This window comes from Sutcliffiella tianshenii (genome assembly GCF_016908565.1).
GTDB classification, from domain to species: domain Bacteria; phylum Bacillota; class Bacilli; order Bacillales; family Bacillaceae_I; genus Sutcliffiella_A; species Sutcliffiella_A tianshenii.
Genome location: NZ_JAFBED010000002.1, coordinates 640,733 through 663,937, shown reverse-complemented (window position 1 = coordinate 663,937; position 23,205 = coordinate 640,733). Strand labels below are relative to the sequence as shown.

The window sequence follows — 23,205 nt, the reverse complement described above, 5'->3', positions numbered from 1 at the left end:
TCTTCGTTTCAAATAAAGTCCATAACATAAAAGCAGCGGTCCCGCGTGGGCCGCTGCTTTTTTACTATTTATTCCGCTTTCTTGCTTCCTCAGGGCCCTCAAGGCTTGTTGCGCCGGGATACTTCAAGGATTGATCGCGGTCTGATTCAGTTCGCTTCTGGGCTTTCAATTTTTTCTCCTGTCTATCTTTTCCCATTTTCATCACCTCTTTAGAAAATTGATTTTCTATCTTATTGTTTGTTTCTTTTATAAAAAGATACGAAGGACTGTGACTAGTTTTCTGTTTTTTTACCCATAATGTATGAAGTGATCATGAAATGATGGGAGGGAACTAGCATGGCAGTGGAAGGATTATATTTTTATTTTCTATCTTGGGTCGGATGGATAATTGTGACCTTCTTTTTTTCAAAAAGTAAACAAAGGCTTATGGTGTCTGTTCTTTTATTGTTGATCATTATCGGCTCTAATACATTTATTCCGATTATGGAGTTTCAAATAAGCTTTTCTTTTATCGTTCTTGCTTTTACGGCAATCATCCTGCTTGTCATCGTCCTGAAGAAGAATCTATTACTGCACTATTTTTCGATATGTACTGTGGCGCTTGCTTATGTCTGCTTCAAACTTTTTGAGATATATGATCCTGTTTGGATCATTTTTGATAGGACTTGGATGCTTTCCATCATTCTCCTGTATCTTGGGTTAATGCTTTTTAAATCAAAGAGCGAGAGATTCGTATTCCTTTTAACGGGACTACTGATGGGAGAGCTTCTCAGCAGTTTTGTTTTGCATTCAGTCTTCCGTTATTCGGTAGTCGGATCCTTTGAATTCCTTGATGTTTATGCCCTGACTCTTTCGGGATTGTCGGTCTGGGTATTTTTTGAAACGGTCACCGTCTACCTGGATGGCTTCATACAAAAGCGCGTAAAGGAGAAACAAGGATGAACGAATACACTTACCCGATTCTCTTCGGGGTAATAATCGGACTTGCCACGAGGATCTATATGCTGAAAACGGACTATAGGCAGTATCCCACTTACTTGCATGGAAAGGTGATTCACCTCTCACTTGCATTCATTGCAGCGGGGCTGGGTACGATTGCCGTTCCTGCGATCATGGAAGAGGAGTTTGCAGCCATCACATTCCTTGCGCTGGCTGCTTCTCAGTTTCGTGATGTGCGCAATATGGAGAGGAACACACTGACGGAACTGGATGGCTATGAGCTGGTACCAAGGGGCAGCACGTACATAGAGGGTATTGCTATCGCTTTTGAAGGAAGAAATTATTTGGTGATCATCACTTCTTTTTTGGCTACTTTGGCTTATCTTGTAGCAAATTTTTGGGTCGGGCTTCTGGTGGGCATAGGTGCTATGCTCATTTCCCACCGCCTGATGACAGGGGGACAGATCAAGGACATTGTCGAAATAGAATACGTTAAACCTCATTTCAAGGATGCAGGGCTATATGTGGATAACATATATATCATGAATATTGGTTTGCCTGAAAGACAGAAAGAAGTCCTTCAGTATGGAATGGGATTTATCCTGACACCCAAAAATTTCAATGCAAGAAGCACCATTGCCAATCTTGGACAAAGACAGGCAATCCTGCATGATATGTCGACCGCTCTGGGAGTGTACCGTGATTCCGGGACACCTGCTTTGGTGCCTCTCGCCAAACGGGACCTTAATGATGGGCGTGTAGGGGTTTTTGTGCTGCCACAGGAACAGGACCTTGAAATAGCATTGTCCATACTGGGACAGGTTCCGACTTTGGAGAATGCAATCAGGATGCCGACGGAAAAAATCAAAGAGAAGGTAAAATAACATGGAAATGGAAAAGTATATTTTAGCGGTCATTACTACGAACCCGGCCAAAATAGCTGGTGGTGCACCTATTTTCACATGTGATACAAAAGAGGAAATGGAGTTTGTTGCCGCAAACCTGGAAGCAATCCTTGATGGTATCGCGCATGGATTGGGTGAGGAGCTTTATATCATTGTGAAGCATTAGTACCTCTTGAAGCAGGATGGGGAAAAAGTCAGACTTCCTTATTGGAAGCAATAATGTTAAACTATTCTAGTTAGACCCTTCCGGAATTTGGAGGGTTTCTTTTATTCATGCTTGTATAATTTAGTCTTATCTTTTTACAGATTAGGTAAAGACTATGAAGTAAAGAAAACGAAAAGTAGAGTTTCTTCATCAACTTGATAGAGAATTTTTACATAAATATTTAGAAAATTGGGAGGGTGGTCAAGATGCCAAAACCAACCGTTGCGATAGTCGGAAGACCGAATGTCGGGAAGTCGACCATATTTAATCGTATTGTAGGAGAAAGAATCTCCATTGTAGAAGATATTCCTGGTGTTACAAGAGACCGTATCTATAGCTCAGGAGAATGGTTGAACCAACACTTTAATTTAATTGATACTGGTGGAATCGAAATCAGTGATGCACCATTTATGACTCAGATCCGTGAACAGGCGGAAATCGCCATTGATGAGGCGGATGTCATCATCTTCATGACCAATGGCCGTGAAGGATTGACAACTGCCGATGAAGAAGTGGCAAAAATACTCTACCGCTCCAAAAAGCCTGTTGTTGTAGCTGTGAACAAAGTGGATAATCCTGATATGAGAGACACTTTGTATGATTTTTACGCCCTGGGCTTCGGAGAACCGATCCCTATTTCCGGCTCGCATGGATTGGGTCTTGGTGATCTATTGGATTTGGTGATCGCCAATTTCCCTAACAAGCAAGAAGAGGAATATGATGATGATACCATCAAGTTCTCCCTTATCGGGCGCCCGAATGTCGGTAAGTCTTCCCTTGTGAACGCACTGCTTGGCGAAGAGCGTGTGATAGTAAGCAATATCGCAGGTACTACCCGGGATGCCATTGATACACCTTACAAGTATGATGGCAAGGAATATGTCATCATCGATACTGCGGGTATGAGAAAAAAAGGTAAAGTATATGAGACAACCGAAAAGTATAGTGTACTTCGTGCCTTACGTGCAATTGAGCGCTCTGATGTAGTTTTGGTTGTAATAGACGGTGAAGAAGGTATCATCGAGCAGGATAAGAAAATTGCAGGCTATGCCCATGAAGCTGGCCGTGCCATCGTGATTGTCGTGAACAAGTGGGATGCAGTAGAAAAAGATGATAAGACAATGAAGGAATTCGAGCAGAAAATAAGAGATCACTTCTTATTCCTTGACTATGCCCCGATTGTATTCCTGTCGGCTAAGACGAAAAAACGCGTGCATACATTGATCCCGAAAATTGATATGGCGAGTGAAAATCATGCGATGCGCGTCGTCACGACTGTATTGAATGATGTCATCACCGATGCTGTTGCGATGAATCCTACTCCTACAGATAAAGGACAAAGATTGAAAATCTACTATGCGACTCAAGTGGCAATCAAGCCGCCTACTTTTGTCATTTTTGTGAATGAACCCGAATTGATGCATTTCTCTTACAAACGTTTCCTCGAAAACCGTATCCGGGATGCGTTCGGATTTGAAGGAACCCCTATTAAGCTTATTGCACGTCCACGTAAGTAATGGAGAGGGAGTGAGTTCGTGAAAAAGGTAGCAGTTCTAGGTGCTGGAAGCTGGGGAACAGCGCTTGCGATGGTGTTGGCGGATAATGACCATGAAGTACGACTCTGGGGTCATAAGAAGGAACAGATCGATGAGATCAACACCACCCATACAAACAAAAAATATTTAAAAAATATTACCTTGTCAGAAGGGATCGTAGGCTATACTTCGATGGAGAAAGCCGTAACAGGTGTTGATGCCATTGTTTTGGCCGTGCCGACAAAAGCAATGAGGGAGGTCTGTCAGCAGGTCAAGCAATACCTGAGCACCCCTCACCTATTTGTGCATGTGAGCAAAGGCATCGAGCCTGATACCCATCTGCGGGTGTCCGAGGTCATCGAAGAAGAGCTTCCTGCCACAGTGAGGGAAGCGGTCGTTGTGCTCTCAGGACCGAGTCATGCAGAAGAAGTGAGCTTAAGGCAGCCCACCACCGTGACAGCTGCATCCTCCAATTTGGAAGCGGCTGAAAAGGTGCAGGATCTCTTCATCAACCAACACTTCCGCGTCTATACCAATACAGATGTAGTAGGAGTGGAGATTGGTGGTTCATTGAAAAATATCATAGCTCTTGCTGCCGGGATCACCGATGGTCTTGGCTATGGTGATAACGCCAAAGCTGCGCTCATTACGAGAGGGCTTGCCGAAATCGCACGCCTGGGAAGCTGTCTGGGTGCAAATCCGCTTACTTTTCTCGGTCTGACCGGTATGGGAGACTTGATTGTCACATGTACAAGTGTGCACAGCCGTAACTGGCGTGCAGGAAACATGCTTGGCAAGGGCATGAAGCTTGATGAAGTGCTTGAAAACATGGGAATGGTAGTCGAGGGGGTCCGTACGACCAAAGCGGCCTACCAGCTCTCCCAGAAGCTGCAGGTGAAAATGCCGCTCACATCCGCTCTATACCATGTGCTGTTTGATAACGTGGATCCGAAAGATGCGGTGGACGAATTGATGAGCCGTAATAAAACAACCGAGCTTGATGATCTTTCCCAATTGCTTGGGGATCGCTTCTCTTCTTAAAGAAGGGAAGCTTTTTTTGTTATGGAAGATATTTTTTTGAAAATGAACACCCAATTGGGCTCCCTGCATAATGTATAAAGAAGAATTGATGGGAGGGTGCTTTCGTAAATCCATACTAATCCATAATTTTTACATGCTTTATTTGCGATAAATAGGCATTTGGCGATGCATGTTTGCATGGCGCCGCATATGATGTGAATGAGGATATCACTGGTTGAGCTGTGGGATTGGATTATTTAGTCTATTACATGTTTGCTGAAGTAAAACGGCCCCTTTTACTTCAGCTTTTTTTATGGGGACAGGTCCCGTTTCCGAAGTGCCTTATAAGAGGGACGGGACTGTCCCCGATGATTTTTTGTCCGTTTTGTGACCCGTTGGCTTGGACAAGCAGAGTAGGGGCCGTAATTGGAGTTTTTTTCATGTTTATATTATGGTATAATTTTTGACGGAAAAGGAGAGATGAGAATGTCACCTGCATTGATGAAAATGTGGATTTCGTTTGTTGCGATGGGCTTTATGGTCATATCCGTACTTACCGTATATTTCACTAAATTTAAAGTTAAAAATAACGTGATCAGGATGATTTTGAATACAATTGCATTTTTGCTGATTGCCGTTGCCGGACTTATCATCTTTTATGTCGTGTTCAGTGGTCCGGTACCTGAAAGTGCCTTAATGTAAAAGAAATGGAAATCAGTGATAAAGGTGGAAAGTTTATGCCGATAAATAAGTTCTTCCTCCTAGTGGGAATGACAGCAATGATGATGCTGCTGACAGGTTGCTTGTATCCTCAGGACAGACTGACGCAGAATCAGGTCCCTTATCAGGATCAGCTGGAAGCGGTGCAATCTGCGGTCAATCAATATCGTGAGGCAAGCGGTGGGCTCCTTCCGATAAGGGACAGGGACATGGATACACCAATCTACCAGAAATATCCGATAGATTTCAACAAACTGTCTCCAAAATATATGCAGGAGCCACCCGGTACAGCTTATGAAGCCGGGGGGGTGTACCTCTACGTATTGGTCGATGTCGAGGAGAATCCGACTGTGAAACTGATAGACCTCAGAATAAGCGAACAGATCCGTGACCTGAATATGCGTATTTCCGTATATAAAAGCTCGAATGGCGGGTATGCGCCGGTTAAGGAAGTAATCAATGACAAAGCATTCCGTGTGGACTGGGACAAGCTCGGGTACTCTGAGGAGCCGCATGCCGAAAGTCCTTATTCAGGTAAAAACCTGCCCTTCATTTTAGACGAAAATGGAGAAATCAAGGTAGATTACTCCATGGATCTGTATGATTTCCTGCAAAAGCATGAGAATGATATCAAAGAGGGCGAGGATATCAGGGAGATATTGGTCGACAATTCCGTTTTTGTCCCTGCATTCTCCCTGCCATATACATTGGATGAAAATAAAGAGCCCGTGATTGCAAATTCCGATAATAAATAGTCATGAACCCTTTTTTAGAGAATACATTCTAAAGAAGGGTTTTTGTTTTTCCAGGCACAATACCCTTCGCTAAATCATAGCTGACAATTTTTTGATAAAAATAAAGGTGAGAGGGATTTAATTTTCTAAAAGTAGTCATATTTAATTAGGACAACATCATACACATATAGTGTCATAGATTCTATTCTTACTAGAAAATGAATATCCCAAGATAAATGTCGGGAGGGAATCACTTGGAAAAAGTAGATATTTTCAAAGATATCGCTGAACGGACTGGCGGCGATATATATTTAGGGGTCGTAGGCGCTGTTCGTACAGGGAAATCAACGTTCATCAAAAGGTTCATGGAGTTAGTGGTTCTGCCGAATATCGGTAATGAGTCGGATAAAGCTCGCGCACAGGATGAGCTTCCGCAAAGTGCAGCAGGAAAGACAATCATGACAACAGAGCCTAAGTTCGTACCTAACCAGGCGGTAAAGGTGAGGGTGGATGAAGGCCTTGATGTAAATATTCGTCTGGTTGATTGCGTAGGTTATACGGTACCTGGTGCAAAAGGGTATGAAGACGAAAATGGCCCAAGGATGATCAACACTCCATGGTATGAGGAGCCGATTCCGTTCCATGAAGCGGCTGAGATCGGCACAAGAAAGGTAATTCAGGAGCATTCCACTATCGGTGTTGTCATCGCGACAGATGGCAGTATCGGAGAAATCCCGCGCAGAGATTACATCGAAGCCGAGGAGCGTGTGGTGGAAGAGCTGAAAGAGGTCGGTAAGCCATTCATCATGGTCATCAATACCGTTCAGCCGCACCATCCTGAAACGGAAGCGTTAAAAAGGGAACTCTGCGAGAAATATGATATCCCGGTCATCGCCATGAGTGTGGAGAGTATGAGGGAGTCGGATGTATTCAATGTCCTGCGGGAAGCACTATTCGAGTTCCCGGTACTTGAAGTGAACGTCAATCTTCCAAGCTGGGTGATGGTACTGAAAGAGAACCATTGGCTGCGTGAAAGCTACCAGGAAGCTGTAAAGGATACAGTCAAAGATATAAGACGTCTGCGTGATGTGGACCGGGTTGTCGGCCAATTCAGCGAATATGAGTTCATTGATCGTGCCGGTCTTGCAGGCATCGAAATGGGTCAGGGGATTGCGGAGATCGACCTGTATGCACCGGATGACTTATATGACCACATATTAAAAGAGGTAGTGGGTGTCGAGATCAGAGGGAAGGATCACCTTCTGCAACTGATGCAAGACTTTGCCTTCGCAAAAGCGGAATACGACCAAGTGTCCGACGCTTTGAGAATGGTAAAGCAAACCGGATATGGGATAGCATCTCCAGCCTTGAGCGATATGAGCCTCGAGGAGCCGGAAATCATCCGTCAAGGTTCGCGCTTTGGTGTAAGGCTTAAAGCGGTGGCCCCATCCATCCATATGATCAAGGTGGATGTGGAGTCAGAGTTTGCTCCGATCATCGGTACGGAGAAACAGAGTGAAGAGCTTGTGCGTTACCTCATGCAGGACTTTGAGGATGACCCGCTTTCCATCTGGAATTCAGATATCTTCGGCCGTTCCCTTAGCTCCATTGTCCGCGAAGGAATTCATGCGAAGATCTCGTTGATGCCAGAAAATGCAAGGTATAAACTTAAAGAAACGCTCGAACGAATCATCAATGAAGGCTCAGGTGGTTTGATCGCGATAATTCTATAAAATCATGTCGAATAGGTTTAGCAGCTCCCAAAGCGTGGTAAGTTACACAAATGGGGAGCTGTTTTTGTTTTTTGTATAGGAAATCCCTTGCCTAGTGCATTTTCATGTGTTAATCTACTAACAGAAAATCTTCTCTTAATTGGCGAATAATTCCTATAAAAATCGCTTTTTTATGAGAAATTTGTTGAAATCTAGTGATTAATGGGGTAATATAAGCCTTGTTACAAGATTTACAGCTTAAAGATGTATAGAATGATTAAAAACTGTGAAGAAATGTTAGTACTAGGCTTTTACTAGACCTAATCAGCATCTTGGTCTATTATAGTGATTAAACTCCCTTTGGGAGGAGGTGAATGGCATGAACAAGACAGATTTGATCAATGCAGTTGCTGAAGCAAGTGAACTTTCCAAAAAGGACGCTACTAAAGCAGTTGATGCTGTTTTCGATACAATTTTAGACGCACTTAAAAACGGTGACAAAGTTCAACTAATCGGTTTTGGTAACTTTGAAGTACGTGAGCGCGCTGCGCGTAAAGGTCGTAACCCACAAACTGGGGAAGAGATCGAAATCGCTGCTAGCAAAGTACCAGCTTTCAAACCTGGTAAAGCTTTAAAAGATGCTGTTAAATAATTAACAGCTACATATCAAATGATTGTCATCAGTAAGAGGCGCATGTGTTTGCGCCTCTTTCTTTTTGCTTTTATAAAAAAGCTTATGCTAGAATCACATTACAGCTATTTGTATGATAAGTGGGAGGATAAAAGAAATGACACAAGTAAATACAGCACAAATTGAACAAGCAGTTCGTCTTATACTGGAAGCTATCGGAGAAGATCCAAATCGTGAAGGCCTGCTGGACACGCCAAAACGTGTAGCGAAAATGTATACGGAGGTTTTCTCAGGCCTGAATGAGGATCCGAAAGAACACTTTAAAACGGTTTTTGGCGAAGCCCATGAAGAACTGGTCCTTGTAAAAGATATCTCCTTCTTCTCGATGTGTGAGCATCACCTCGTGCCTTTCTTCGGTAAAGCGCATGTAGCCTATATTCCAAAGGGCGGGAAAGTGACTGGGCTTAGCAAGCTTGCAAGGGCGGTCGAGGCGGTTGCAAAACGTCCGCAGCTGCAAGAGCGCATCACGTCGACAATTGCCGACAGCATCGTCGAATCTCTTGATCCGCATGGTGTGATGGTAGTGGTAGAGGCTGAGCATATGTGCATGACGATGCGAGGCGTAAAAAAACCTGGTGCCCTGACCATCACTTCAGCGGTACGTGGAGTGCTGGAAAAGGATGCCGCTGCAAGAGCGGAAGTTCTGTCCTTCATTAAAGGGTAAGAAGAATATCCTAATGTAAAAAGATAATGAGGAGGGTTTAAATGAGCCAGACACATCCAAATGATTTTATCGTCATCAAAGCAAAAGAAGATGGTGTAAGCGTCATAGGACTTACAAGGGGTACGGACACACGTTTTCACCATTCAGAAAAACTCGACAAAGGTGAAGTGATGATCGCGCAATTCACCGAGCATACCTCTGCAATAAAAATCAGGGGGAAAGCACTCATCCAATCCTCTCATGGAGAAATGGACACAGAATAATAAGCAGAACAGAAGGCGCATTGCCTAGTTAATAGAAGCCTAGAGCAGAAGAAAATTATCTTTCTGCTTTTCTTCTATTTTTGGATCTGAAACCAAGTATACGTTTTGAGTTTATAAAACAGGTTAAACTATAAGAAAGATAGTTCATTATCGACATTATGCCTCACTAATGTGCTATAATTAGCTTTGTCTATTCAAAGGAAGTGTAAGTTGAATATTGCGTGATACAGCTTGCTCCACATTAACTGAAAAGCAAGCGGCTATTCAACTGCATAAGTTAATTTTTTCTTACTCGTAAGAAAAGGGAACAAGGGTGGTCTTTAGTGAGTAATATTCAATTACATATATCAGATATTAAAGAGCAGTTACATAAATTGATTACACATCCATACTTATCGAAACATATAGAATATCCCGTCATAGATGAGGATAAGCTTCTGCTCCTCTATACGGCCTTGGAATCCATCCCATTACCAGTAGAGAAAAAGGAGAAATACATCCTTTCCACCATGCTGGTGCAAATTGCCCTTGATACCCATGACTTGGTAACGAATGCAAAAATGGACCACTTAGAAACGGATACCGCCAAAAACAGGCAGCTCACTGTATTGGCAGGGGACTATTACAGCGGCCTTCATTATCAACTGCTAGCCAAAGTGGACGATATCACCATGATCAAACTCCTTGCCAGCTCAATTAAACAAATCAATGAACATAAAATTGCCTATTATCAAAAAGAGTTTGATGGAATGGAAATGTTAATGGATAGTCTCGCGAAAATTGAGTCATCCCTCATTCAATCCGTTTCCCAGTGTTTTTCCGATGCAATGTTCAAGGAATTGAGTGTCAATTTCCTTTTATTAAAGCGCTTAATCGCAGAACGTAAAAAGTACTGTGTGGAAAAGTCATCCCACTTATTTGATACGATGAAGAGAATCGCTTTTTCAAAAAGTCAGCTTGAAAGATCGGATACTTCGAAAGAACAGGAAACATATATGCTTTATCTGATAGACCGTTATATCGATCATGTAAAGAAAACGATCGACCAACTGGCGGGATCCATTCCGGATTTGAACCTCCTTTTAAAAAACCGGATCCAGGAGTTGTTTTATGAGACTCCGTTTTCGACAAAAAAGTATGCGGAAGAAGGGTAAACAATGCAGCATCCATCAAAAGAGGAAAGAGTGCATGGAGTCTTTGAAAAGATATATAAAAACTACGACAAGATGAATTCCGTCATCAGCTTCCAGCGTCATGTAGCTTGGCGCAAAGATACGATGAAAAGGATGGACGTACAAAAAGGTGCAACTGCCTTGGATGTCTGTTGCGGTACGGGGGACTGGACCATTTCCATGGCAGAGGCTGTTGGAAGAAGCGGGAAGGTAATCGGATTGGATTTCAGTGAGAACATGCTGTCAATCGGAAAAGAAAAAGTGAAGAACCTCCCCCTTCAAAACATTGAACTGATCCATGGGAATGCTATGTCACTCCCTTTTGACGATAACAGCTTTGATTATGTAACGATCGGCTTTGGCCTGAGGAATGTACCGGATTATTTTCAAGTGCTGAAGGAAATGTACCGTGTGGTGAAGCCCGGAGGAAAAGTGGTGTGTCTTGAGACCTCCCAGCCGACTCTGATCGGATTCCGTCAAATGTATTTCCTATACTTCCAATATGTCATGCCGATGCTTGGTAAGATCTTTGCAAAAAGCTATAATGAATATGCTTGGCTTCATGAATCTGCAAAGGATTTCCCCGGGATGAAGGAATTGAAAGCAATGTATGAAAAAGTAGGTTTCCAGCCTGTACAAGTGAAGGCTTATACTGGTGGAGTTGCTGCCATGCATTTAGGAGTTAAACCTAGAAAATAGTTTGTAAAGGTGACCTACATGAAATTAAAGATGATGTATTCCTTTTTAAATAGCGATTTGCAAATAATTGAGAATGAACTCGAAGACACAATTCAGTCGGAACGCGCCCTGCTTCAGGAAGCATCCCTTCATTTACTGCAGGCGGGCGGCAAAAGGATCAGACCTGTGTTTGTCCTTTTAGCCGGGAAGTTCGGTCAGTATGACATCCATAAAATCAAATACGTAGCGGTTGCATTGGAACTGATACATATGGCCTCGCTTGTTCATGATGACGTGATTGACGATGCCGAACTGAGACGCGGAAAACCGACCATCAAGGCCAAGTGGGATAACAGGATTGCCATGTATACGGGAGATTATATATTTGCAAGATCTCTGGAATTGATGACAATGGTGAATAATATCGAAGCCCATCAGATTCTCTCCAATACCATTGTTGAGCTGAGTAAAGGCGAAATCGAGCAGATTCGCGACAAGTATAATTATGACCAGAATCTGCGTGTCTATCTCCGTAGAATCAAACGAAAAACTGCACTCCTTATCGCTGCCAGCTGTCAACTTGGTGCCGTTTCTGCGAATGCTCCTTCAAACATACATAAAAGCCTGTTCTGGTTCGGGTACTATGTCGGGATGTCTTTTCAAATCACAGACGATATACTTGACTTCACAGGTACGGAAGAGCAATTGGGTAAACCTGCTGGAGGGGATCTCTGGCAGGGTAACATCACATTGCCGGTCCTGTATGCAATGGAAGATTTCGAGCTGAATCATAAGATCAGGGAGATCCACGAAAACAGCACGAAAGAGGAAATTCAGGGCATCATCGATTCCATAAAAAATTCTGATGCCATCGAGAGATCGTTTCAGCTTAGTGATCGTTATTTGAATAAAGCTTTCAAAGAGCTGGAAAAACTTCCGAACGGAATTGCAAAGCGGACCTTCAACAATGTGGCAAAATTTATCGGAAAACGGAAATATTAAGACAATTCCCCATTTTTTGAGTTGCGTTACTAACAGAACCATGATATATTTTTGTAGGTTAGGGCTTTTCCTAACCTTACATATTCTTTGATGGGGTGGAGAAATTATTATGGAAAAAACATTCTTAATGGTAAAACCTGATGGTGTACAACGTAACCTTATTGGGGAAATCGTTTCTCGTTTCGAAAAAAAGGGATTCCAATTAGTTGGAGCAAAATTAATGCAGATCCCTACTGAATTGGCAGAAGAGCATTATGGCGAACATAAAGAGCGTCCTTTCTTTGGGGAATTGGTGGACTTCATCACTTCTGGTCCTGTATTTGCAATGGTATGGCAAGGAGATAACGTGATTGCTACTGCTCGTCAAATGATGGGTGCGACAAACCCTAAAGATTCGGCTCCAGGAACAATCCGCGGTGAATATGCTGCAACAGTAGGAAAGAACATCATTCACGGTTCTGATTCTCCTGAAAGTGCAGAACGCGAAATCGGTCTTTTCTTCAAAGGTGAAGGTTTAGTAGAATACAATAAAGACGCAAACAACTGGGTTTATTGATTTTTTGTAAACGCTTAACCAACAGATGAAACATTCCCAAAAAGCCTCAAAATCGTGTTGAATTACATGATTTTGAGGCTTTTTTTCTGCAAGATTCAAAATTTGCCTTACTCCATCCGATAGTACTTATATATTATAATTATTAGAGATAGAAAGTAGATGACAGGTTTGATAAGGGATGACTATGGAACGTTTATAGTAAACATTAAACAAAAGACAGGAATCGATCTTTCATTATATAAAGAAGCCCAAATGAAACGAAGGTTGACTTCTCTTTACGAGAAGAAGGGTTATTCAAGCTTTCTGGAGTATTACAGGCAGCTTGATAGAAATCAGGATGACCTGTTCGAATTTCTTGATAGAATGACCATAAATGTTTCCGAGTTTTATAGGAATCATAAGCGTTGGGAGATACTTGAGAAAACGATTCTGACTCCGATGCTTGATAGGGAAAAACAATTAAAGGTATGGAGTGCCGCATGCTCCACAGGGGAAGAGCCATATACCTTGGCAATGCTGATTTCTAAATTCCTACCGATGGCCCGGATTAAGATAAATGCCACAGATATTGATGAGAATGCCATTGCGAGGGCAAAGCTTGCAACCTATCAGGAGAGATCCTTGCAGGAGGTCCCTGAAGAGATGAAAAAGCGCTTTTTCATGAAAGACGGAAACTTCTATAAAGTGAAGGACGAAATCAAGCAAACGGTTACGTTCAAGAAGCAGAACCTGCTTGCAGACCCATTTGATGCAAATCACGACTTGATCGTTTGCCGTAATGTCCTGATCTATTTTACAGAAGAGGCCAAAGCGCAACTGTATCATAAGTTCAGTGATGCACTGAAAAAAGGCGGCATCCTATTCGTTGGCAGCACCGAACAGATTTTTCAGCCTGCCCAATATGGATTTGAAGTGGTGGATACGTTTTTTTATAAGAAGATTTGAGGAATCTGTCCGGGTGGATGGGTTCTTTTTTTGATGTGGTAGCGGGGAAGATTGTTGGGGCAGAAACATAATTGTAAGTGATTAGAAAATTTCCAAAGACCAAAAACGTGTGCCGTGAGTGGTAAAAAGGTCATTAGCAGCGTTCTAATGGCCAAAATTCCAAGAAGGGAAGAGAGAAAAGTCCATTAGAAGCGTTCTAATGGACTAAATCCCAAGATTGGAAGGTAAAAAGGCCAATAGGAGCGTTCTAATGGACTAAATCCCAAGAGGGAAAGGGAGAAAAGGCCAATAGAAGAGTTCTAAAGACCAAAATCCAAGGAAGGAAGTAAAGAAAAGGTCGTTAGAAACACTATTAAGGATAAAATTAAAAAGGGAAAACCAGAAGAGTGACCCAAAGGATCGGTCATCATAAGGATCTGTTTACCGGTATATTCATACTTGCTTTTTTTTTTATACCACTCTAGGCTAAACTTATGGTATAGTATTACATAAATTATTAACACTTAGATGCTTAAAAGCTTTAAAGGGATAAAGGAGATGCTGAAACGATGAGATATTTGACTGCAGGAGAATCACACGGACCACAGCTCACAACCATTCTTGAAGGAATTCCGGCTGGGCTTCCATTGACAGCGGAAGACATCAATGAAGACCTGGCGAGAAGGCAGAAGGGGCATGGACGTGGCAGAAGGATGCAAATTGAAAAGGATACCGTGGAAATTTTTAGCGGGGTCCGTCACGGATATACATTAGGATCTCCGATTACGCTTGTTGTGGAAAATAACGATTGGAAGCATTGGACGAAGATAATGGGGATAGAACCTATTTCCGAGGAGGATCAGGAAGAGGTAAAGCGTAAAATTACACGGCCCAGACCCGGCCATGCCGATCTGAACGGAGCAATCAAGTACGGTCATCGTGACATGCGGAATGTTCTGGAACGTTCCAGTGCGAGGGAAACCACTGTACGTGTCGCGGCAGGGGCGGTAGCAAGGAAGTTTCTATCGGAACTGGGAATTACGGTTGCCGGACATGTTACGGAAATTGGCGGAGTAAAGGCAAACCCCAGCCCCATCCAAAGCCTTCAGGTGCTAAAAGATGTAACGGAAGCATCTCCAGTTCGCTGTTTCGATAAAAATGTCGAGCAGGAAATGATGGATGCCATCGATACTGCCAAGCAGAACGGGGATTCGATCGGTGGTGTGGTAGAAGTTATCGTGGAAGGGATGCCATCTGGTGTTGGCAGCTATGTCCATTATGACCGTAAGCTGGATGGAAAACTTGCAGCAGCCATCATGAGTATCAATGCTTTCAAAGGTGTGGAGTTTGGCGTAGGTTTTGAAGCGGCACGCTTGCCGGGCAGCCAGGTTCATGATGAAATCGCCTGGAGCAAGGAGCAGGGCTATTACAGATTGTCCAATAATCTAGGCGGCTTTGAAGGCGGAATGACAACTGGGATGCCGATTGTGGTACGTGGAGTGATGAAGCCGATCCCTACTTTATATAAACCGCTTCAAAGTGTAGATATTGATTCGAAAGAGCCGTTCCAAGCGAGCATTGAGCGCTCTGACAGCTGCGCGGTACCGGCAGCGAGTGTCGTAGCGGAGGCTGTGGTGGCCTGGGAGGTTGCGTCTGCTTTGGTCGAGCAGTTTGGGCAGGACAGATTAGAGTTGATCAAGGAAAATGTCCAAAGGATGAGAGAGCATGCAGCAGAATTCTAAGCTGAGTGAAGTGAAGGTCAAAACAGAATCGAAGGAGTATTCGGTGCATATAGGGCCAGGGGCCTCCGAGATGCTTCCGGAAGTTTTAAAAACCTTCAATAAGGCACCTAAAACCATCCTCATCATCACTGATGACGTTGTAGCCAAGCTATATCTCGATAAAATTGAAGCAGCCATAGATCAGTCATGCACCGTTCACCATTTCATACTGCCAAATGGGGAAGGCTCCAAGTCCTTCCAGAACTATTATGAAATTCAATCCTTTGCGCTTGAAAAAGGCTTGGATCGAAATTCTGTTGTGATAGCATTGGGTGGTGGGGTCGTCGGGGATATCGCAGGGTTTGTAGCCTCAACCTTTATGAGGGGAATCAAGTTCATCCAGATTCCGACAACCCTATTGGCGCATGATAGTGCGGTAGGCGGAAAAGTGGCCATCAATCATCCGCTTGGAAAAAATATGATCGGCGCCTTCTATCAGCCTGAAGCGGTCCTATACGATACTAGCTTTATAAGTACCTTGCCTGAGGGGGAATTGCGCTCAGGCTTTGCTGAAGTAGTGAAGCATGCACTTATTTGGGATAAGGGGTTTTACGAGTGGATCAAGGAAAATATCCCGTCCCTTGAAGCGCTTGATGAGGAACGCTTGATGTATTGTATTGAAAAAGGCATTCAAACAAAGGCAGAAGTTGTTTCTTCGGATGAAACAGAACAAGGGTTAAGGGCGATCCTTAATTATGGACATACACTTGGACATGCACTGGAGGCAGCCTACGGATATGGGGGAATTTCCCACGGGGACGGTGTGGCCCTCGGCATGCTTTTTGCAACGGAGCTGAGTGAAGAACTTGTACCTTCACTTGACCTGTCGAAAGAATTGCGCACGCTTTGGAAAAAATTCGGTTTTCCAAGCAAGATCAAACCCGGTATCCATCCAGAAGACATTTTAAATTGGATGAAAAAAGATAAAAAGTCTAAATCAGGTCATATACATATGGTATTGATGCAAGAAGTGGGAAAGGTCCTGCTTGAATCGGTACCTGATGATGTAATCATAAAAAAATTAGCATCGTTCTATTAAAAAGGGGGAATTACGTGATTAGAGGAGTACGGGGAGCAACCACCATCAACCAGAACACTGAAAAGGAAATTATCCAAAGGACAGAAGAGCTTTTGTTAAAAATGATTGACGCCAACGCAATAGTGGCCGAAGATGTGGCACAAGTATTGATTTCTGTCACGAATGATATCACCGCTTGTTTCCCTGCAAAAGCGCTGCGTAATCTTGACGGCTGGGATTATGTTCCGGTCATGTGCACAAAGGAGATTGCCGTACCGGACTCTTTGCCTTCCTGTATAAGGGTGATGATGACCGTGAATACAGAGGTTGCACAAAAAGATGTGAATCACATCTATCTCTATGCGGCACAAAGCCTAAGACCCGATCTATCCAAGAGCTGATGGTTGACAATCAGGAAAGATCTATCATATAGTACTACCAAGGAAACAAATTGTTAGAGTTTTCAGAGCCTAGTATAGTAAGTAAGAGACGAGAGCAAGAAAGTAAGTGAGTGGCATTGAAGCCTTAGACGGGCATCAATGGCCAATAGCAGCCAAGGCTTGTAGCCGGCACAGATTAGTAGACGAGTTGAGATGAGAATAGCTGAGAATGAGTTGAGTTTAGCTGAGGTTAGAATGTACTGTATTCTATCTACCCAAAGACTATCCTCGTCTTTGGGTTTTTAATTTTTCCTCATTCAGGTTTCACCTCTAATAAAGCTCATTCTCCATTTCTAAGATGGAGGAGAAAATGATGCACACAAATGAGTTTGCCGATTTTTTAAATGCGGCTAGACTTCACAAAACCATTCCCATTATTGAAACATTTTTTGGAGACACAATCACACCTGTCTCTGTATTTCAGTCACTGAAGGAAGAGGCTGTTTACCTTCTGGAGAGCAAGGAGCCAAATTCCGATTGGTCCCGATATTCCTTTATCGGACTAAACCCTTTTATGAAAATCAAAGGGAACGATTCAGTCATTACTTTGGAAGATCAGAACAGCATCCTTTATTCAGCCAATAGCCTGAAAGATGTTGTAGAGTTTGCCTATGAAAGATTGCAAGTGAAAAAGGTAGAAAAGAGCCTTGGGTTCACAGGTGGTGCTGTCGGCTATTTAAGCTATGATTTCATATCATCACTTGATAAGGTCCCGATGCATCATGCCTATAAGGGGGAGGATACGGTCCATCTCCTATACTGTGAAACAATCATTGTCATCGACCATAAGCAGAATGAAATTCATTTTATTCACTATGTACGACTGCAAGGCAACGAGACAGAAAAAGAGTTAATTATCAAGTATGAACAAGCCAAGCGAAGCCTCCTTGCCTGTGCCACTCGAATTAGAAAAAAGGAGAGCCGGGATAATCTTCTTGAATCCAAGCCGGAAGCCGATCCTTTGGACGTAGGATCCAATTATACAAAAAAAGATTTTCTGAAACATGTGGACCGGATAAAAGATTACATTTCCGCCGGAGATATCTTTCAATGTGTATTATCCCAGCGATTCGAAATGGAAGCGGACCTGGATGGTTTTGACGTATACAGGGTGCTAAGGAAGCAAAATCCATCACCCTATCTGTTCTATTTGAAATATGAGGATATGGAGCTGATAGGAAGTTCACCTGAACGGCTTATTCAAATCCAGGATAATCAATTGGAAATCCATCCGATTGCCGGGACGAGAAAACGAGGTGGTGACCTCGATCACGATAGGCAGCTTGCAGAGGATCTCATGCACGATGAGAAGGAACAGGCGGAGCATTTCATGCTGGTGGACCTGGCGAGAAATGATATCGGACGCGTTGCGAAATATGGATCAGTTCATACCCCAAAGATAAAGGAGCTTGTATATTTCTCAAGGGTGATGCATCTGATCAGTGTTGTCAGAGGTGAGCTTTCCCCTAACTTTACACCGGTAGAGGCGCTGCTCGCTTCATTTCCGGCAGGAACGGTATCGGGTGCACCTAAGGTGAGGGCGATGCAGATCTTGCAGGAGCTCGAGTCCACTCAAAGAAACACGTATGCTGGTGCCATCTGCTATATAGGCTTTGATGGCAATGTGGATTCATGCATCACAATCCGGACAATTCAAAAGAAAAATGATACTTTCTTTGTCCAGGCAGGCGCTGGTATCGTGGCTGATTCAGTTCCGGAGCTGGAATGGGAAGAAACGAGAAACAAAGCGTCCGCACTTATTGAAACCGTTCAACTAGCCAACAAGCTGTTCAAAAAAGAGACAGGGGGGTCTTACCATGTTTAAGCATTACCTTTCCTCACTTATCAATGGACAGAAGCTTTCCGTCAACGAGGCAGAAAAAGCCATGGATCTGATGATGAAGGGGGAGGCAACATCCAGTCAGATAGCAAGCTTCATCTCCATCCTCCGCTTTCGCGGGGAAACGGTCGAGGAGATGATCGGATTCACCAAAGCAATGAGGCTGCATATGAAGGAGATTCCATATGAACATCCTCATCTGATAGATACATGTGGGACAGGAGGAGATGGCGCCTCCACCTTTAATATCAGCACTGCTTCTGCAATTGTTGCAGCAAGCGGAGGGGCAAAAGTGGCGAAGCATGGTAACAGGGCGGTCTCTTCCCTGAGCGGCAGTGCAGATGTGCTGGAACAGCTTCAACTGCCTGTTCATCAGTCACTGCAGGAAGCGAAGGATACCTTGCAAATGAAAGGGATGAGTTTTCTTTTTGCTCCTATCTACCATGAAGCGATGAAGCATGCAGTTGCACCAAGAAAGGAAATAGGCTTCCGCACCATTTTCAATTTGCTTGGTCCTTTAGCCAATCCAGTACGGTGCAGGCAGCAGGTGATCGGGGTATTTTCCAGTGAGTATGCACAAAAGATGGCAGAGGTATTGAATCATTTAGGATCAAAGCATGTTTTGATTGTCGCAGGAAGTGATGGTCTGGATGAAATCACCATTACAGGTCAAACGAAAGTGGTGGAAGTCAAGGACGGCAATATTTCTTCCTATACGATCGCTCCTGAGGATTTTGGGATGAAAAGAGGAGAACTGAAGGATATACAAGTGACGACCAGCCTGCAAAGTGCACAGCTGATCAGACAGATTTTCCAAAACAAAGCTTCTGATAGTGCGAAGGATATTGTGGCATTGAACGCAGGTGCGGCCCTTTATGTATCAGGTATCTGTGAATCCTTGGAGGATGGTGTACATCATGCCGTACATCTCATTGAGTCAAAAACTGCCTATCAAATGCTTTTGGACCTGCAAAAGGAAGGGGTAAGTGAACATGTTAACTAAAATTGTGGAGACGAAAAGAAAAGAGGTAAGTGCACTGACTCTTCCTCCAAAAGTATTGGTAAGAAAGCATTCTTTTTATGAGGCTCTCCAAAACCCCAATCGCACGGTCGGCTTGATTGCGGAAATGAAAAAGGCTTCACCATCAAAAGGAATATTAAAGGAGAGCTTTGCCCCGATAGATATTGGAGCCCATTATGAAAAGGTCGGGGTGGATGCTATTTCGGTCCTGACCGATCAGCAATATTTCAAAGGATCGAAGCACGATCTGATGATGGTGAAAGAAACGACAAATCTGCCGGTTCTGCGAAAGGACTTCATCATTGATTCGCTTCAGGTGCAGGAGAGCGCCAGGATCGGAGCGGATGCCATCCTTTTGATAGCGGAGATCCTGACAGATGAAAAGCTATTTCAACTTTATCAAGAAGCCGTCGAATCAGGACTGGATGTACTGGTGGAGGTACATTCCCTGGAACGATTATCGCAGCTTCTTCAAACCTTCACACCTGCAATCATAGGCGTGAACAACCGGAACCTGAAAACTTTTGAAACAGATATAGAGTCGACAAGGAAGCTGGCAAGCTATATTCCCAGCTCCACGCTATTGGTCAGCGAAAGCGGCATCCTGACCCATGAGGATTTAACAATGGTCAGCAGTTACGGTGCGAAAGCAGTACTTGTAGGCGAGGCATTCATGAAGGATATCTCCCCTAGCATCGGTGTCAGACGTTTATTCGGGGAACTGGAGCATGCCTAATGTACTGATTAAATATTGCGGCAATAAAACGCTGCAGGATTATCAGGTTACCAACAGGTCAGAAGCTGATTATCTGGGCTTTGTGTTTGCCAAAAGCAAAAGGCAGGTAAGGGTTGAAGAGGTATCATCCTGGATTGGAAAATGTACATCTTCCAAAAGTTTAGTAGGTGTTTTTGTCAATCAATCCTTGGAAGAAATTCTGTATGCGGTGGATAAGGTTGGACTGGACGTAGTTCAATTGCATGGAAATGAAAACCCGCAATACATTCAATCCCTAGTCTCCAAAGCAAATGTGGGGATCTGGAAGGCCATCCATCATGAAAATGAAGGAAGCCTTCGAAATCTTGAAGTCTATCAGGAGTTTGTCGATGGCTTTGTGATAGATAAAAAAGTGGGAACTCAGTATGGAGGGACAGGGAAATGCTTCGACTGGAGTTTCCTTCCCGATTATATAAATATGGCGAAATCGTTAAATAAAAGGTGTTTTATTGCAGGAGGTATAAATGAAGGTAATCTGCCTGAACTATTAAGCTATCATCCTGATGGAATAGACATATCAAGCGGAATAGAACGCAATTTTATAAAAGACAGTAAAAAAATTCAAGCAATCGAGAAAAGGGTGAAAAAGTATGGCACAATCAGAAACTAGAACAAGTACCCCGGACAGCTTCGGAAGATTTGGAGAATTCGGAGGCAAATATGTACCTGAGACCTTGATGGTTCCCCTTGAGGAATTGGAAAGCGGGTTGCAGGAGGCGCTCCAAGATGAGAGATTCCTGCAAGAGTATCATTATTACTTAAAGGAATACTCAGGCAGGCCGACCACGCTGACTCTAGCAGGGAACCTTAGCGATAGACTCGGCGGAGCAAAAATCTATTTGAAAAGGGAAGACCTGAATCATACTGGTGCCCATAAAATCAATAATGCAATCGGTCAGGCACTCCTGGCAAAACGCTTAGGGAAGAAAAAAATCATCGCAGAGACGGGAGCGGGCCAACATGGGGTGGCAGCCGCGACCGTGGCGGCAAAGTTCGGGTTGGAGTGCAAGGTTTTCATGGGAGAGGAAGACATTAAGCGGCAATCGCTCAATGTGTTCCGGATGAAACTGCTTGGTGCCGAGGTGATTCCGGCTACAAGTGGAAACCGGACCCTGAAAGATGCGACCAATGAAGCTATTCGTTACTGGGTGCAGCATTGTGAGGACCATTTTTACATGATCGGGTCTGTTGTCGGCCCTCATCCCTACCCATATATGGTGAGGGAGTTCCAGAAAGTGATTGGGGAAGAAGCAAGACGCCAGTTTATTGAAAGGGAAGGGTGCCTGCCGGATAAAGTGATTGCTTGTGTAGGGGGAGGCTCCAATGCGATCGGCATGTTTGCGCCATTCATGGAGGATGATGTCAAGCTCATCGGAGTGGAGGCGGCAGGTATGGGGATTGATACACCGCTGCATGCAGCAACGCTTTCAAAAGGAACTAAAGGAGTCATCCATGGATCACTAACCTATCTGCTTCAGGATGAAAATGGCCAAATCACAGAACCGTACTCCATTTCCGCCGGTTTGGATTATCCGGGTATCGGTCCCGAGCATGCGTATCTTAAAGAAACAAAGCAGGTAGAATACAAAAGTGTGACAGATGATGAGGCATTGCTGGCCCTTGATCTTTTGGCCAAGGAAGAGGGCATCATTCCAGCGATCGAATCAGCACATGCGCTTGCCATCGCTTTTGAAGAGGCAGAAAAAATGTCTGTGGGTGAAACGATCCTTGTGTGTTTATCCGGCAGAGGGGATAAGGATGTAGGAACACTGATGAAGCGAATGGAGGGCGAAAATCATGACCACAATGTATAAGGAGCGTCTGCCAAAGCATGAGAAACTATTTATTCCGTTCATCATGGCAGGGGATCCAACCCCTGAGCTGACAATCAAGCTGGCATTGTTACTTGAAGAAGCCGGTGCTTCTGTACTGGAGCTCGGTGTACCATATTCCGATCCTTTGGCGGACGGACCTGTCATACAGCGTGCGTCCAAGCGTGCGCTTGAGCAAAAAATGACCATCAGGAAGGCGATGGGATTGGCTGGGGAAATGAGAAAGAGAGGACTGAAAATACCGATTATCCTCTTTACGTACTATAATCCTGTGTTACAATTAGGGGAAGAATCCTTTTTCGCTTTAGCGAAGGAAAATCAGATAGACGGCCTGCTCATACCAGACATCCCATTTGAAGAAAGTGTGGCTATCAGACAATCATGCAAGGATAATGGGCTTACTTTCATCAGCTTGGTGGCACCAACCTCCAAGAAGAGGGTAGAAGCCATATCGAAGGCTGCAGAAGGCTTTCTCTACTGTATTTCTTCGCTTGGGGTTACTGGTGTCAGGAATGGTTTTTCCGAGAGGCTCCATTCCTTTTTGGAAGAGGTAAGAGAGCTGAGTGCCGTTCCCGCTGCAGTAGGATTCGGAATTTCAAGCAGCAAGCAGATCGAGGCCTTGAAGGACCACTGCGACGGCTTTGTTGTCGGAAGCGCCTTGATTCAGATGATAGAAAACCTTGAAGCAGATTTTAAAATTGATGAAGAAAAAACACTAGATGAACTAAAACAGCAAATAAATGAACTTATTTCTCCGCTTTTAGCAGAAAGGTGATTG

General features: G+C 43.8%; 26 protein-coding genes. 25 read left to right on the top strand and 1 reads right to left on the bottom strand.

Annotated elements, in window-relative coordinates; genetic code table 11:
• Positions 1 to 64: 64 nt before the first annotated feature.
• Positions 65 to 196 carry a YpzI family protein gene (locus JOC95_RS06915; RefSeq protein ID WP_204414643.1) on the bottom strand — a complete coding sequence of 44 codons (132 nt, stop codon included), beginning with the start codon at positions 194 to 196 and terminating at the stop codon, positions 65 to 67.
• Positions 197 to 336: 140 nt separating this feature from the next.
• On the opposite strand from JOC95_RS06915, the gene JOC95_RS06910 reads away from it, so the two are divergent.
• The 25 genes from JOC95_RS06910 to trpA all read left to right on the top strand — a co-directional run bounded on the left by JOC95_RS06910 (position 337) and on the right by trpA (position 23,202).
• The gene (locus tag JOC95_RS06910; protein WP_204414642.1) at positions 337 to 942 is read left to right on the top strand and encodes a YphA family membrane protein; all 606 of its coding nucleotides are present in this window, start codon (positions 337 to 339) and stop codon (positions 940 to 942) included.
• A complete protein-coding gene (locus JOC95_RS06905; protein WP_204414641.1) occupies positions 939 to 1,823 on the top strand; it encodes a YIEGIA family protein in 885 nt (294 codons plus the stop codon). Before JOC95_RS06910 ends, JOC95_RS06905 begins: the two co-directional genes overlap by 4 nt.
• A gap of 1 nt (position 1,824) precedes the next feature.
• Positions 1,825 to 2,010 (top strand): capping complex subunit for YIEGIA, encoded by a 186-nt coding sequence (locus JOC95_RS06900; RefSeq protein ID WP_204414640.1) that lies wholly within the window; start codon positions 1,825 to 1,827, stop codon positions 2,008 to 2,010.
• A 245-nt stretch (positions 2,011 to 2,255) separates the two neighbouring features.
• The gene (gene der / locus JOC95_RS06895) at positions 2,256 to 3,566 is read left to right on the top strand and encodes a ribosome biogenesis GTPase Der (RefSeq protein WP_204414638.1); all 1,311 of its coding nucleotides are present in this window, start codon (positions 2,256 to 2,258) and stop codon (positions 3,564 to 3,566) included.
• Positions 3,567 to 3,584: 18 nt separating this feature from the next.
• On the top strand, positions 3,585 to 4,625 hold the full coding sequence (locus JOC95_RS06890; RefSeq protein WP_204414637.1) for an NAD(P)H-dependent glycerol-3-phosphate dehydrogenase: 1,041 nt from the start codon (positions 3,585 to 3,587) through the stop codon (positions 4,623 to 4,625).
• 465 nt (positions 4,626 to 5,090) lie between these two features.
• Positions 5,091 to 5,306 carry a DUF2768 domain-containing protein gene (locus JOC95_RS06885; RefSeq protein ID WP_204414636.1) on the top strand — a complete coding sequence of 72 codons (216 nt, stop codon included), beginning with the start codon at positions 5,091 to 5,093 and terminating at the stop codon, positions 5,304 to 5,306.
• Positions 5,307 to 5,341: 35 nt separating this feature from the next.
• Positions 5,342 to 6,079 (top strand): hypothetical protein, encoded by a 738-nt coding sequence (locus JOC95_RS06880; protein ID WP_204414635.1) that lies wholly within the window; start codon positions 5,342 to 5,344, stop codon positions 6,077 to 6,079.
• A 233-nt stretch (positions 6,080 to 6,312) separates the two neighbouring features.
• Positions 6,313 to 7,791: a stage IV sporulation protein A gene (gene spoIVA / locus JOC95_RS06875; RefSeq protein ID WP_204414634.1), complete on the top strand. Its 1,479-nt coding sequence runs from the start codon at positions 6,313 to 6,315 to the stop codon at positions 7,789 to 7,791.
• A gap of 358 nt (positions 7,792 to 8,149) precedes the next feature.
• Positions 8,150 to 8,422, top strand: coding sequence for a non-specific DNA-binding protein Hbs (gene hbs, locus JOC95_RS06870; RefSeq protein WP_010193643.1), 273 nt, complete (start codon positions 8,150 to 8,152; stop codon positions 8,420 to 8,422).
• A 136-nt stretch (positions 8,423 to 8,558) separates the two neighbouring features.
• Positions 8,559 to 9,125 carry a GTP cyclohydrolase I FolE gene (folE, locus tag JOC95_RS06865; protein WP_204414633.1) on the top strand — a complete coding sequence of 189 codons (567 nt, stop codon included), beginning with the start codon at positions 8,559 to 8,561 and terminating at the stop codon, positions 9,123 to 9,125.
• A 41-nt stretch (positions 9,126 to 9,166) separates the two neighbouring features.
• A complete protein-coding gene (gene mtrB / locus JOC95_RS06860) occupies positions 9,167 to 9,388 on the top strand; it encodes a trp RNA-binding attenuation protein MtrB (protein ID WP_204414631.1) in 222 nt (73 codons plus the stop codon).
• 323 nt (positions 9,389 to 9,711) lie between these two features.
• The gene (locus tag JOC95_RS06855; RefSeq protein WP_204414630.1) at positions 9,712 to 10,542 is read left to right on the top strand and encodes a heptaprenyl diphosphate synthase component 1; all 831 of its coding nucleotides are present in this window, start codon (positions 9,712 to 9,714) and stop codon (positions 10,540 to 10,542) included.
• Positions 10,543 to 10,545: 3 nt separating this feature from the next.
• A complete protein-coding gene (locus JOC95_RS06850) occupies positions 10,546 to 11,259 on the top strand; it encodes a demethylmenaquinone methyltransferase (protein WP_204414628.1) in 714 nt (237 codons plus the stop codon).
• Positions 11,260 to 11,277: 18 nt separating this feature from the next.
• Positions 11,278 to 12,240, top strand: coding sequence for a heptaprenyl diphosphate synthase component II (gene hepT / locus JOC95_RS06845; protein ID WP_204414626.1), 963 nt, complete (start codon positions 11,278 to 11,280; stop codon positions 12,238 to 12,240).
• Positions 12,241 to 12,349: 109 nt separating this feature from the next.
• On the top strand, positions 12,350 to 12,796 hold the full coding sequence (gene ndk, locus JOC95_RS06840; RefSeq protein WP_204414624.1) for a nucleoside-diphosphate kinase: 447 nt from the start codon (positions 12,350 to 12,352) through the stop codon (positions 12,794 to 12,796).
• A gap of 159 nt (positions 12,797 to 12,955) precedes the next feature.
• Positions 12,956 to 13,741, top strand: coding sequence for a CheR family methyltransferase (locus JOC95_RS06835; RefSeq protein ID WP_204414623.1), 786 nt, complete (start codon positions 12,956 to 12,958; stop codon positions 13,739 to 13,741).
• 548 nt (positions 13,742 to 14,289) lie between these two features.
• Positions 14,290 to 15,462: a chorismate synthase gene (gene aroC, locus JOC95_RS06830; RefSeq protein WP_204414622.1), complete on the top strand. Its 1,173-nt coding sequence runs from the start codon at positions 14,290 to 14,292 to the stop codon at positions 15,460 to 15,462.
• Positions 15,446 to 16,540 (top strand): 3-dehydroquinate synthase, encoded by a 1,095-nt coding sequence (aroB, locus tag JOC95_RS06825; protein ID WP_239582724.1) that lies wholly within the window; start codon positions 15,446 to 15,448, stop codon positions 16,538 to 16,540. The genes aroC and aroB overlap by 17 nt, the downstream gene beginning before the upstream one ends.
• Before the next feature lie 14 nt (positions 16,541 to 16,554).
• The gene (gene aroH, locus JOC95_RS06820; protein ID WP_204414619.1) at positions 16,555 to 16,920 is read left to right on the top strand and encodes a chorismate mutase; all 366 of its coding nucleotides are present in this window, start codon (positions 16,555 to 16,557) and stop codon (positions 16,918 to 16,920) included.
• A gap of 352 nt (positions 16,921 to 17,272) precedes the next feature.
• Complete coding sequence (trpE, locus tag JOC95_RS06815) at positions 17,273 to 18,784, top strand: anthranilate synthase component I (protein WP_239582765.1); 1,512 nt, start codon at positions 17,273 to 17,275, stop codon at positions 18,782 to 18,784.
• On the top strand, positions 18,777 to 19,802 hold the full coding sequence (trpD, locus tag JOC95_RS06810) for an anthranilate phosphoribosyltransferase (protein ID WP_204414617.1): 1,026 nt from the start codon (positions 18,777 to 18,779) through the stop codon (positions 19,800 to 19,802). The genes trpE and trpD overlap by 8 nt, the downstream gene beginning before the upstream one ends.
• Positions 19,792 to 20,556, top strand: a complete 765-nt coding sequence (trpC, locus tag JOC95_RS06805) for an indole-3-glycerol phosphate synthase TrpC (RefSeq protein ID WP_204414616.1) — start codon at positions 19,792 to 19,794, stop codon at positions 20,554 to 20,556. The genes trpD and trpC overlap by 11 nt, the downstream gene beginning before the upstream one ends.
• Positions 20,549 to 21,205, top strand: a complete 657-nt coding sequence (locus tag JOC95_RS06800; RefSeq protein ID WP_204414615.1) for a phosphoribosylanthranilate isomerase — start codon at positions 20,549 to 20,551, stop codon at positions 21,203 to 21,205. The genes trpC and JOC95_RS06800 overlap by 8 nt, the downstream gene beginning before the upstream one ends.
• The gene (trpB, locus tag JOC95_RS06795) at positions 21,186 to 22,409 is read left to right on the top strand and encodes a tryptophan synthase subunit beta (RefSeq protein ID WP_204414614.1); all 1,224 of its coding nucleotides are present in this window, start codon (positions 21,186 to 21,188) and stop codon (positions 22,407 to 22,409) included. Before JOC95_RS06800 ends, trpB begins: the two co-directional genes overlap by 20 nt.
• Positions 22,402 to 23,202: a tryptophan synthase subunit alpha gene (gene trpA, locus JOC95_RS06790; protein ID WP_239582764.1), complete on the top strand. Its 801-nt coding sequence runs from the start codon at positions 22,402 to 22,404 to the stop codon at positions 23,200 to 23,202. Before trpB ends, trpA begins: the two co-directional genes overlap by 8 nt.
• The last annotated feature ends 3 nt before the right edge of the window (positions 23,203 to 23,205 follow it).

Excerpts from the sequence above, each read along its gene's own strand:
- folE (WP_204414633.1), top strand. The coding sequence starts at position 8,559 with ATGACACAAGTAAATACAGCACAAATTGAACAAGCAGTTCGTCTTATA.
- hepT (WP_204414626.1), top strand. The coding sequence starts at position 11,278 with ATGAAATTAAAGATGATGTATTCCTTTTTAAATAGCGATTTGCAAATA.
- trpE (WP_239582765.1), top strand. The coding sequence starts at position 17,273 with ATGCACACAAATGAGTTTGCCGATTTTTTAAATGCGGCTAGACTTCAC.
- JOC95_RS06850 (WP_204414628.1), top strand. The coding sequence starts at position 10,546 with ATGCAGCATCCATCAAAAGAGGAAAGAGTGCATGGAGTCTTTGAAAAG.
- JOC95_RS06885 (WP_204414636.1), top strand. The coding sequence starts at position 5,091 with ATGTCACCTGCATTGATGAAAATGTGGATTTCGTTTGTTGCGATGGGC.
- JOC95_RS06835 (WP_204414623.1), top strand. The coding sequence starts at position 12,956 with ATGACAGGTTTGATAAGGGATGACTATGGAACGTTTATAGTAAACATT.
- trpD (WP_204414617.1), top strand. The coding sequence starts at position 18,777 with ATGTTTAAGCATTACCTTTCCTCACTTATCAATGGACAGAAGCTTTCC.
- aroB (WP_239582724.1), top strand. The coding sequence starts at position 15,446 with ATGCAGCAGAATTCTAAGCTGAGTGAAGTGAAGGTCAAAACAGAATCG.
- trpB (WP_204414614.1), top strand. The coding sequence starts at position 21,186 with ATGGCACAATCAGAAACTAGAACAAGTACCCCGGACAGCTTCGGAAGA.
- JOC95_RS06910 (WP_204414642.1), top strand. The coding sequence starts at position 337 with ATGGCAGTGGAAGGATTATATTTTTATTTTCTATCTTGGGTCGGATGG.
- aroC (WP_204414622.1), top strand. The coding sequence starts at position 14,290 with ATGAGATATTTGACTGCAGGAGAATCACACGGACCACAGCTCACAACC.
- der (WP_204414638.1), top strand. The coding sequence starts at position 2,256 with ATGCCAAAACCAACCGTTGCGATAGTCGGAAGACCGAATGTCGGGAAG.
- JOC95_RS06900 (WP_204414640.1), top strand. The coding sequence starts at position 1,825 with ATGGAAATGGAAAAGTATATTTTAGCGGTCATTACTACGAACCCGGCC.
- mtrB (WP_204414631.1), top strand. The coding sequence starts at position 9,167 with ATGAGCCAGACACATCCAAATGATTTTATCGTCATCAAAGCAAAAGAA.
- JOC95_RS06915 (WP_204414643.1), bottom strand. The coding sequence starts at position 196 with ATGGGAAAAGATAGACAGGAGAAAAAATTGAAAGCCCAGAAGCGAACT.
- trpC (WP_204414616.1), top strand. The coding sequence starts at position 19,792 with ATGTTAACTAAAATTGTGGAGACGAAAAGAAAAGAGGTAAGTGCACTG.
- JOC95_RS06880 (WP_204414635.1), top strand. The coding sequence starts at position 5,342 with ATGCCGATAAATAAGTTCTTCCTCCTAGTGGGAATGACAGCAATGATG.
- JOC95_RS06800 (WP_204414615.1), top strand. The coding sequence starts at position 20,549 with ATGCCTAATGTACTGATTAAATATTGCGGCAATAAAACGCTGCAGGAT.
- ndk (WP_204414624.1), top strand. The coding sequence starts at position 12,350 with ATGGAAAAAACATTCTTAATGGTAAAACCTGATGGTGTACAACGTAAC.
- JOC95_RS06905 (WP_204414641.1), top strand. The coding sequence starts at position 939 with ATGAACGAATACACTTACCCGATTCTCTTCGGGGTAATAATCGGACTT.
- trpA (WP_239582764.1), top strand. The coding sequence starts at position 22,402 with ATGTATAAGGAGCGTCTGCCAAAGCATGAGAAACTATTTATTCCGTTC.
- hbs (WP_010193643.1), top strand. The coding sequence starts at position 8,150 with ATGAACAAGACAGATTTGATCAATGCAGTTGCTGAAGCAAGTGAACTT.